Raw genomic sequence first — 6,347 nt, forward strand, 5'->3', positions numbered from 1 at the left:
TGCCTGAGGTGTAGCCGCCGGACGCGCCGCCCAGCGCCTTGCCGAGCGTGCCGGTGATGATATCCACCCTGCCCTCGACGCCACAATGCTCGGCCGAGCCGCGGCCGTTCTTGCCGACGAAGCCGACCGCATGGCTGTCGTCGACCATGACCATGGCGTCGTATTTCTCGGCGAGATCGCAGACGCCCTTGAGGTTGGCGATGATGCCGTCCATCGAGAACACGCCGTCGGTGGCGATCAGCCGGAAGCGGCAATCCTTCGCTTCCTTCAGCCGCGCTTCGAGATCTGCCATGTCGTTGTTGGCGTAGCGGAAGCGCTTTGCCTTCGACAGCCTGACGCCGTCGATGATCGAGGCATGGTTCAGCGCGTCGGAGATGATGGCGTCCTCCTCGCCGAGCAGCGTCTCGAACAGGCCGCCATTGGCGTCGAAGCAGGAGCCGTAGAGGATAGTGTCGTCCATGCCGAGGAAGGACGAGATCGTCGCCTCCAGCTGCTTGTGCTCCTCCTGCGTGCCGCAGATGAAGCGCACCGAGGCCATGCCGTAGCCGTAGCGGTCGAGCGCGTGCTTTGCCGCGTCCCGCAGCTCCAGGCTGTCGGCGAGGCCGAGATAGTTATTGGCGCAGAAATTCAGCACCTTTTCGCCGCCGACCTCGATCTCAGCCGACTGCATCGAGGATATGACCTGCTCGGACTTGTAGAGACCGGCCGACTTCAATGCGTCGAGCTCGGCCGATAAGTCCGCCAAAAATGAGCTTTTCATTTACATTTCCGAGCATCAGACCCGATCTATGGGCGGGCAGCTTCCCTCTCCAGAAACTGCCCGCCCGTCGGTCAGGGTCTTGGGAGACTAATACATCCCAAAGTCTGTTAGCGGTATCGCGTCAATTCCGGTCAGCTCGGTGCAACGCATGCTTCAAAAAATGGGCTGCCTGACAAAAATCAGTCAGAAAGTGCGGCAACGGGAGCTGACTTTCTACCGCGAGCAACTCGAGCCGCAATCGGCTTGGTCACCTCACGGATAGCTCACCTGGAACCCCGGAGAAATTCGCAAGCGGCAAATACCACTTTGTCACTCGAGTCTTCTCGCAGCATTTCGATGGGAACACAACCGCTTAGAAGAGGTGAAGGGCGGATCATCCACTGCCACGGGGTTTGGTATGGACGAAAGTACCTGCCGGATTCCAAGAGTAGGTCTGCCGTCGACGAATTGAGCGAGAGGAAACACATGCTTGCGCGCACCACTTCGCAAAGCTATCACATCATCGTGCCGCTGCCACCAATGCAATGTGGACCGAGGTATCCGAAAGCGCCGTTCAAGTTCCGTGGAGCCGGCCTTCGATCAGGACAAACCACATTCATGATCGCCTGAGCTATTCGTCGACATCGACGCATGCGCCGATAGAGTTTCAGCATTCTCGACGGAACGAATGGGCCTGTGGCCATTCCTGCCAGAATTGCCGGCGCATGACTTGCCTGGGTATTAGGTCGGAAGGATTGAACACCCCACTCGGGGCCGACAACCAGAATGGTTGGCGAGAGCCCTCTCGTGGCCTTTTAAGGGTCGTGGAGTGCGCCCAGTTCTCGTCAATCACGGCCCTCCTTCATGGAGAGCGCTCAAGGAAAGCTGTTGCGCCGATGCGTCAGCGGCGAAAGGAGAAGCCCACTCCAAAAGAAGCGCGGTCCGACTCAGGGAATGGCGATCACCTGCTGAAATCGCCCTCGGCAAATCGAACGGACCGTATCAAAGGATTCGCCGGTTTCGAGAACTTTCATGCCGCGTGTCAAAGTCCCTCGAGCCAGTGCCTGCTCAATGATGTACTTGGCAGGGAGAAGCTTCATGAACGAGAACTGTGCTAGATAACGGTTTGTCTCACACCTAATAATGCTGGGGAGAGCATAGGCATCAGAATAGCCAGAGAATGGTGGGCCTTTGCGAACAGCGTCCCTATTCCTTACCTCACCGGCACCTGGTCCCATAGTCAGATATATTTTTGGCGACTGGTCGAACGGCGATACTTGGGCGAGCACGGACCGAAGCTTCCGTGGAAACTCAGCCGCCAGTCGGTCAAGCAGGATTCCGACATCGTGCCGCTGTGCGCGACTATACACCGAGCACCAGTAGCCTCGGTTGCTTTCATCTGTCGTCTGAATGGGCGCGTCGCCGACGTCTGGCCGAAAAGACCGATCAAAGCGCACTTGCCCGCACGCCTTCGGCGCGAAGCATCGCCAGGCATGACCCTGGCGCGTGACGACCTGTCGAAGTCGGACGCCGTGCTGATCGCGACAATCGAGAACAATGTTCCTGAATTGATCATCGCGCGAACGCTGATCGACGAGTAATCACCTGCCGAGGACGCACGGCGACGACTGCCTCCAGGAACTCAGATGGCTCTACGACTGGCGCGATCTCGCCGAGGCCAAAGCCGATCTCGCCGCATGGCTGTCCAATGGTACGTCCACCCACACTCGAGGTCTCGTCAGCTCGAGGGTTTAGGGCAACCGGCACCGGGTTAATTATAGTATCTCGAATGAAGCACAAGCCGTGCTCCGATCGTCCAATTCTCATGTCCTCGCAGCAAATCACATATCAGCGCACCTAAGGAAAGTGACATGCCGACCCAGCATTCCGCCAGTTCCATCAAACCTGCAGGAGGCAGCGTAAGCAGCACAACTAGAACTTACAGAAGCGGCCGCCGATGAAGTTTGGAGGCCACAGTGTATCACCAGACGTTCGAGGACGCAGATGCGGCCCAGATTCGCCGGTGGTGCCGTGTTCTCGCTGGTCGGCAACCTCGCGCGTCCACCGATCCAGATGCGCCTCAAACGCCACCCCACTCTCGAACCGCCGGCCGGCGATCGCGTTCTTCTTGACGTAGCCGACTCCGCGTTCGTCTTTTCCCTTCGTCCTGGCCCGATAGGGGGCACAGGCCCGCGGTATGAAGCCCCAGTATCGGGCAAAGGTGTGCAGTCGTGCGTTGAACTTCACCTCGCGCGTCACCGCGTCATGGTGTTCGACAAGCGCCTTTGCATTGTCGATCAGAACTTCCGCCGGCACGCCCCCAAACCGCAGGAAAGCGCCTTCCATCCCTTCGATGGTAAAGCTCACCGCCTACGGGCATGAAGGTTGGAAATCGGGAACACGGGAACTTGGACTGTCTGCCCAGCATGGAACTGGGCTCGCCGCGACGGCCAGAGGTGCACGGCACCAAGGGCGGAGCTTCCGTAGTAGTCGGAGCGCGGGAAAGCCGCGCGAGGGAAGCAGGAAGACGGTAGACTTGCATGACGGAGGAGTGATCTGTGGACATGGATCACCGGGCCGACGAGGCTTGGGTACTCGGCGTTCAGCGCAAACTCTACCAGTGGAGTAAGGCAAATCCCGAAGACGCGTGGCGAGACGTGTGGGGTTGGGTCACCGACCTGCGCGTGCTGCGTCACGCCTGGCAGCGCGTAGCCTCGAACAGAGGCCGACGCACGGTGGGATCGGTGAGCAACGCTTCCTCGAAGGGCTTCAGGCCGAATTGCGCTCCGGCGCATATGGACCCAGCCCTGCGCGGCGCAAGCTCATCCCCAAGGTCGGTAAACCGGGGCAATTCCGGCCCCTGGGCATTCCCACGATCAAGGATCTCGTTGTTCAAGGCGCGGTCAAAACACTTCTGGAGCCGATCTTCGAGGCGCATTTTTGGCATGTCTCCTATGGGTTTCGACCCGGACGGAGTATGCATGGCGCCTTGGAGCACATCCGACGAGCTGCCTTGCCGCATAGACGCGACAAGCACACACGTCGGAACCGGATGCCGTATCCATAGGTCATAGAGGGCGACATTAAGGGCTGCTTTGATAATTTAAGTCATCATCATCTGTTAGAGCGGCTGCGCCAGCGCGTGGCTGACCGGCGGGTGACGAGGCTGATCGGGCAGTTCCTGAAAGCCGGTGTTCTGTCGGAGGAGCAGTTCCTTCGTACATAGGCCGGAACCCCTCAGGGCGGGATTCTCTCACCACTGCTTGCCAACATCGCGCTCAGCGCGATCGAAGAGCGGTACGAACGGTGGGTGTATTAGCGCACCAAGGCTCATGCCGACCGTCAATGTGACGGGAGGGCCGCGGCAGGCAGAGCGCGCCACTGGGATCGCATGGCTGGTCGCTGTGCGTTTCTGCCGGTGCGCTAAGCCGATGACTACGTGGTGCTGGTGTCTGGCACACGGGAGGATGCCATCGCGGAGAAGGCCGCGCTGGCGAACTACCTGCATCAGACCATGGGCCTTGAGTTGTCGCCGGAAAAGACGAAGGTCACAGCCATGACGGAGGGGGTCGAATTCCTCGGATTCCGCTTCATCATGCATTGGGACAAGCGCTACGGCTATGGCCCGCGCATTGAGATTCCCAAAGCAAAAGCTGCCAACCTGCGTCGAAAGGTCAAGGCACGTACGGGAACGAGTTCCATCCCGTGCAGTCTGGCCTCCAAGCTTCAGGAGCTCAATCCCATCCTACGTGGATGGGCGAACTACTACCGCCACTGCGCTTATGCCGGTCGGATGTTCACCAGTCTCGACTGGTACACGGGCATGCGTTTAGTGCGCTGGTTGCGGAAGAAACACCAAAGCGCGGTCGCGCGACATCTGGGCGGCCTATCAGCCCAGTGGTCGACGGCCAACGAGACGGCTCTGGCGCGAGGGAATGGTCGAGCAGCATATGCTCGCCTGGACCCGTTTGCCGCTTCCGTCTCGCATGGATGGATACCTGACTTTGCCATGTCTTCTGGAGAGCTGGGTGCGTAACGAAAGGCGCATGCCCGGTTCGGCGAGAGGCGGTGAGAAACCGGCCGCTGAAAGGCAGCGCGGCGCTTACCGCTTACTCAACTGTCGATGAACGAGACGAGCGTTTGCGTGGTCGATGATGCTGGAAAGACGGTGTTCCAGGGAAAGGCGAAGAGTCCGGGAGCCTTGACGGAGTAGCTGCGTAAACGTGCGCCTCACGCCGAGCGCATCGGATTCGAGACGGGGCGCCATGTCCAGCTGGCTCTGGCATGAGCTTAAACGGGCCGGTTTGCCGATTGTGACGCACACAACCGCGCTTCTTCTATTCCGCTCGGTAGCCGAATGTGCAGACTGCGACCTGGTCGCTGTGCAAGGCGCGCCAACAAGGAGGAGCGCTTCGGACGATTTTGGGTTGAGCCGGAAGGGGCATATTTGATCATGTGCCACCCTGAATGCCTCCTGTGAAAATTAAAAAATTGTTAAAATTGCTAAGTAAATATTATTTTTGAGGTAAGGTCAGCATCGGACAGCGGACGGCCTAGACAAAAGGATCCCAACAGCGCTACACAGGAACAACCGTCAGTCTTTGCTGAACTCTCGGTCCTTCGGTATCTATAGAATCCGTCGGGCGAACAAGTTCCATACTGAAAATGTGTTGTTGTCGGGGATATGTCGCTGCTCGATCCGAAGGCTTCTTGCAAATCGATTACTGTTGTTGTGACAGTAGAACTTGACCGTGAACGTCTTGACCTCGTCGATCACTTCAAGCGCTCTATGCGCGCAGCCAAAGAGATCACGCAATGCTACATGGTTACAGGCGAAGTCGATTTCGTCCTCGTCGTGACTGTCGAGGACGTCGAGGCCTTTTACGTCTTCGTCAAGAGGAAGCTCTATAACGACCCCAACGTGCGAAAATTTAAGAGCATGATCAATCTTGATCTTGTCAAGTTCGACCCAAGGACCGCAGTATAGCTTCTGGTGGATTTCGCTGAAGCCATCGGTCTAGCCTCGTTTGAAGTGCCCGTTGCGCGTCCAGCTTCTACCTAAAGCAATGCGGCTTGAACCGCATCGGCGGGTGTTCATCAACGACATCGAAACCACTACTAAAATGACGCGCCTACGCGGTCGCTAACTGAAGGGCCAACGGCTGCGCTCAAAGGACCTTCATCGCTGGCTACGCTGCCACGGCCTCATCGGCCCTTCGTCGTCGCGAGACACCGAGGAACCGGCGCTCCTTCGACAATCTCGCCGCCCACGAGAGTCTGGTCGCCGAAGCAGCGATCCGTGCCAAGAGCGCATGGCTGCGCTCAACCAATGACGCCCTAGAACAGCCGATCGGCGATATCTGCAATCTCGTCTCCCAACTGAATGCAGAAACGATTTCACTGCCGCAGGGTACGGACTCTCATGCAGACTCTGGCCTGCTCGCCTGCGGTGCGGTGCGGCGCGGCAATCAAAGTGAGAGCGCGCATTGCCTCGTCGAAAATGTTCCCGAATTTTCAGCCGTTGCCTCACATAAGTTGCTCCCTACCGAGGGGTATGAGCAGGGGCAACTATGGGACGGCTGAGCATGGCGACACGGAAAGAACTGAC

The 6,347-nt window shown here is 58.4% G+C and carries 7 protein-coding genes and 3 pseudogenes; 5 read left to right on the forward strand and 5 right to left on the reverse strand.

Features of this window, described 5'->3' with window-relative positions; translation table 11 throughout:
• The 3 genes from PU724_RS33250 to PU724_RS33260 form a co-directional block, all read right to left on the reverse strand.
• A partial coding sequence (locus PU724_RS33250) for an aminotransferase class I/II-fold pyridoxal phosphate-dependent enzyme (protein WP_426213801.1) occupies positions 1-760 on the reverse strand: 760 nt, incomplete at its 3' end.
• Between the two features lie 309 nt (positions 761-1,069).
• Complete coding sequence (locus PU724_RS33255; RefSeq protein ID WP_426213802.1) at positions 1,070-1,285, reverse strand: antitoxin Xre/MbcA/ParS-like domain-containing protein; 216 nt, start codon at positions 1,283-1,285, stop codon at positions 1,070-1,072.
• 401 nt (positions 1,286-1,686) lie between these two features.
• Positions 1,687-1,839: a hypothetical protein gene (locus PU724_RS33260; RefSeq protein ID WP_426213803.1), complete on the reverse strand. Its 153-nt coding sequence runs from the start codon at positions 1,837-1,839 to the stop codon at positions 1,687-1,689.
• Positions 1,840-2,016: 177 nt separating this feature from the next.
• Here PU724_RS33260 and PU724_RS33265 point away from each other — a divergent pair, with 177 nt between their 5' ends.
• Positions 2,017-2,340, forward strand: coding sequence for a hypothetical protein (locus PU724_RS33265; RefSeq protein WP_426213804.1), 324 nt, complete (start codon positions 2,017-2,019; stop codon positions 2,338-2,340).
• A pseudogene (locus PU724_RS33270) lies at positions 2,339-2,470 on the forward strand (transposase); the annotation flags it as partial. The gene PU724_RS33265 and the pseudogene PU724_RS33270, both read left to right, overlap by 2 nt.
• 288 nt (positions 2,471-2,758) lie before the next feature.
• Here the strand turns inward: PU724_RS33270 and PU724_RS33275 are convergent.
• A pseudogene (locus PU724_RS33275) lies at positions 2,759-3,091 on the reverse strand (IS21 family transposase); the annotation flags it as partial.
• Positions 3,092-3,431: 340 nt separating this feature from the next.
• The gene (locus PU724_RS33280; protein WP_354426000.1) at positions 3,432-3,677 is read right to left on the reverse strand and encodes a hypothetical protein; all 246 of its coding nucleotides are present in this window, start codon (positions 3,675-3,677) and stop codon (positions 3,432-3,434) included.
• Between the two features lie 501 nt (positions 3,678-4,178).
• On the opposite strand from PU724_RS33280, the gene PU724_RS33290 reads away from it, so the two are divergent.
• The 3 genes and pseudogenes from PU724_RS33290 (at position 4,179) to PU724_RS33300 (ending at position 5,726) form a co-directional block, all read left to right on the forward strand.
• Positions 4,179-4,775, forward strand: a complete 597-nt coding sequence (locus PU724_RS33290; protein WP_354425997.1) for a group II intron maturase-specific domain-containing protein — start codon at positions 4,179-4,181, stop codon at positions 4,773-4,775.
• 87 nt (positions 4,776-4,862) lie between these two features.
• A pseudogene (locus PU724_RS33295) lies at positions 4,863-5,055 on the forward strand (IS110 family RNA-guided transposase); the annotation flags it as partial.
• Between the two features lie 368 nt (positions 5,056-5,423).
• Complete coding sequence (locus PU724_RS33300; RefSeq protein ID WP_354425995.1) at positions 5,424-5,726, forward strand: Lrp/AsnC family transcriptional regulator; 303 nt, start codon at positions 5,424-5,426, stop codon at positions 5,724-5,726.
• Positions 5,727-6,347 lie beyond the last annotated feature (621 nt).

This window comes from Mesorhizobium abyssinicae (assembly GCF_049887195.1).
In the GTDB taxonomy this organism is placed as follows: Bacteria; Pseudomonadota; Alphaproteobacteria; order Rhizobiales; family Rhizobiaceae; genus Mesorhizobium; species Mesorhizobium abyssinicae.

Excerpts from the sequence above, each read along its gene's own strand:
- PU724_RS33260 (WP_426213803.1), bottom strand. The coding sequence starts at position 1,839 with ATGAAGCTTCTCCCTGCCAAGTACATCATTGAGCAGGCACTGGCTCGA.
- PU724_RS33280 (WP_354426000.1), bottom strand. The coding sequence starts at position 3,677 with ATGCGCCTCGAAGATCGGCTCCAGAAGTGTTTTGACCGCGCCTTGAAC.
- PU724_RS33300 (WP_354425995.1), top strand. The coding sequence starts at position 5,424 with ATGTCGCTGCTCGATCCGAAGGCTTCTTGCAAATCGATTACTGTTGTT.